The following is a 2,946-nucleotide window of genomic DNA, read 5'->3' as shown; positions in this document are numbered from 1 at the left end:
CCACTCGACGGCGCCGGCAAGGCCGTGCAGCACCGTCTCGGTGGTCGCCCAGTCGATGCAGCCATCGGTGATGCTCTGGCCATAGAGCAGCGGCTTGCCCGGCACCACGTCCTGCCGGCCGGCGACGAGATTGCTCTCGATCATCAGGCCGATGATGCGCTCGTCGCCTGCCGCGACCTGGCCGGCGACATCTGCCGCGACCTTGGGCTGGTTCTCGGGCTTCTTGGCCGAGTTGGCGTGGCTGACATCGATCATCAGCCTGGGCGCAACGCCGATGCGGGCGAGTTCCACAGCGGCGGCTTCGACGCTCGCCACGTCATAGTTGGGCTGAACGCCGCCGCGCAGGATGACGTGGCAGTCCTCGTTGCCCGTGGTCGTGGCGATGCCGCTGCGGCCGCCCTTGGTCACCGCCATGAAATGATGCGGCTGGGCAGCCGATTTCACCGCCTCGGCGGCGATGCGCAGATTGCCGTCGGTGCCGTTCTTGAAGCCGACCGGGCAGGAAAGGCCCGAGGCGAGTTCGCGGTGGATCTGGCTCTCGGTCGTGCGCGCGCCGATCGCGCCCCAGGCGACCAGGTCGGCAATGTATTGCGGCGTGGTCATGTCGAGGAATTCGGTCGCCGCCGGCAGGCCGAGATTGTTGACGGCCGACAGCACGTTGCGCGCCATCCGCAGCCCCTTGTCGATGTTGAAGCTGCCGTCGAGGTCGGGATCGTTGATCAGGCCTTTCCAGCCGACCGTCGTGCGCGGTTTCTCGAAATAGACCCGCATCACGATCTCCAGCCGGTCCGACAGGCTCTCGCGCAGCGCCGCCAGACGGCTGGCATAGTCGACGGCCGCGACCGGATCGTGGATCGAACACGGGCCGACAATGACGAGCAGCCGGTCGTCGGTGCCGTTCAGGATGGCATGGGTTGCGTTGCGCGATGCGCTGACGGTGCGCGTCGCCGTCAAAGTGCGCGGGATCTCCCGCATCACCTCGTCCGGCGTACTCAGTTCTCGGATTTCCTTGACTCGGAGGTCGTCTGTGGTGGTCAACACGGCTTTCTGCTCCTGTCGAGAGCATGATGCCGAAAAGTGTGAAGCGGTTTTCGGACGACATCATGCTCCTCTTTGATTTAGAGGGAACCTGCCGGCTGAAACAAAAAAGCCGCCAGGTATGGCGGCTGTTCGGATCTTGTTGCTGCAATCTTCAGATCGAGCGCAATCCTCCCGCCGCCAGCGAGCTCCTAAAGTACCAATATGTGGCGGTCAGGTTGATCATGAGGTTCATATAGTCGATGCGGAGGCGCTTGTCACGTGCCGTAGATGAGTTGGCGAAATCGCTGGCGAGAGCGCTCCTCTCCCCGTCACTATACGGGGAGAGGATGCCGGCAGGCAGGTGAGGGGCGGCGCTTGCGTCAACGGATAGGACAGGGCCAAAAAGCCCCGACTTCAATCGACCCTCTAACTATCAAAGTCGGCGCTGCCCTCATTGCCCTGCCGGGCATTTCTCCCCGTATAGTGACGGGGAGAAACGGGCCGGCCGCGACGCTGACCCTATTCCGGAGACGACCCCGCAATGCTCTGGTCATAGTCGACCAGCGATCCGGTCATGACGCCGGACTGCGGGCTGACCATGTAGCTGATCAGCCGCGCCAACTGGTCCGGCTTCACCAATTGCCCCATCGGCTGCGCGGCTTCGGCCTTTGCCAGCCAGTCGTCCGGCGCATCGTGCCACTTCTTCTGCACGATGTCCTCGCCCTCCGTGTCCATCCAGCCGGGCAGCACCGCATTGCAGCGGATGCGGTTGTAGCGATAGGCATTGGCGACGTTCTTGGTCAGCGTCATCAGCGCGCCCTTGCTGGTTGAATAGGGCGTCAGGAACGACTGGCCGGTATGCGCCGACATCGACAGCACGTTGACGATCGAGCCGGGTGCCTTCTTTTCCAGGAGATGCGCCACCACGCCTTGCATCAGGAAGAACGGGCCGCGCACATTGGTATCGAAAATCGTATCGAACAGCTCTTCGGAGGTTTCGACCAGAGAACCGCGCGCCGAAGTGGCGGCGGCGTTGACCAGCGCGTTGACGGTGCCGAAATGCGAGATCGCGGTGGCGACCGCGCGCTTGCAGTCCGCCACTTTTGACACGTCGGCGCTGATGAAGATCGCGTCGACGCCCGCCTTCTTGAAATGGGCGACGGCCTTGTCGCCCTTCTCCTGCGATCGGCCGATGAGCGCCAGTGCCCGGCAACCTTCGTCGGCCAGCGCTTCGGCAACGGCAAAGCCGATGCCTTGCGCGCCGCCGGTGACGATGGCGCGCGTCTTCGAATTGCGATCGGCGGATGTGCTCATCGCTCTGCTCCCTGTACCCTAGTTTCCGGTTCTTACTTGTCGAGACGGACGGTCTTGCCGGTCGTTGCTGATTTCAGCGCCGCGTCGGCCAGCTTCAGCGCCACCAGCCCATCCGCACCGCTCGGCGACGCTTTCTTGCCCGAGGTCGCGGCCGTGATGAACGCGGCGATCTCAATAGCGTAGGCGTCGAGATAGCGGGTCATGAAGAAGTCGTGCAGCGGCGGGCGGGTATAGCCCTTCTCGTTGGCCAGTTCGATCGACACCGGGCGCTGGTTCTCGGCGGCAACCATGCCTTTCGAGCCATGCACCTCGATGCGCTGGTCGTAGCCATAGGTGGCGCGGCGCGAATTGGAGATGACCGCCTGCTTGCCGGAAGCGGTTTCCAGGATGACGCTGACGCTATCGAAATCGCCGGCGGCACCGATCTTCTTGTCGACCAGCACCGAGGCATGGGCGCTGACCGCCACGACCTCTTCGCCGAGCAGGAAGCGCGCCATGTCGAAATCATGGATGGTCATGTCGCGAAAAATGCCGCCCGAGCGCTTGATGTAGTCGATCGGCGGCGCGCCGGGATCGCGCGAGGTGATGGTGACCATCTCGACGGTGCCGATG

The 2,946-nt window shown here is 63.6% G+C and carries 3 protein-coding genes; all 3 read right to left on the bottom strand.

The features are described 5' to 3' along the window. On the bottom strand, positions 1–1,041 hold a 1,041-nt coding region (locus EN939_RS27910), incomplete at its 3' end, for a 3-deoxy-7-phosphoheptulonate synthase (RefSeq protein WP_127270940.1). 498 nt (positions 1,042–1,539) lie between these two features. Continuing rightward, a complete protein-coding gene (locus tag EN939_RS27895) occupies positions 1,540–2,334 on the bottom strand; it encodes an SDR family oxidoreductase (RefSeq protein ID WP_127270616.1) in 795 nt (264 codons plus the stop codon). 32 nt (positions 2,335–2,366) lie between these two features. Continuing rightward, a partial coding sequence (locus EN939_RS27890) for a Gfo/Idh/MocA family protein (RefSeq protein ID WP_245473193.1) occupies positions 2,367–2,946 on the bottom strand: 580 nt, incomplete at its 5' end.

Source organism: Mesorhizobium sp. M7A.F.Ca.CA.002.05.1.1 (genome assembly GCF_003998335.1).
Lineage (GTDB): Bacteria > Pseudomonadota > Alphaproteobacteria > Rhizobiales > Rhizobiaceae > Mesorhizobium.
The sequence above is the reverse complement of the archived record's forward strand: the minus strand, read 5'-3'. Positions and strand labels throughout refer to the sequence as shown.

What these genes read in the sequence shown, in the direction of transcription:
- EN939_RS27895 (WP_127270616.1), bottom strand. Translation starts at nt 2,334, where the DNA reads ATGAGCACATCCGCCGATCGCAATTCGAAGACGCGCGCCATCGTCACC.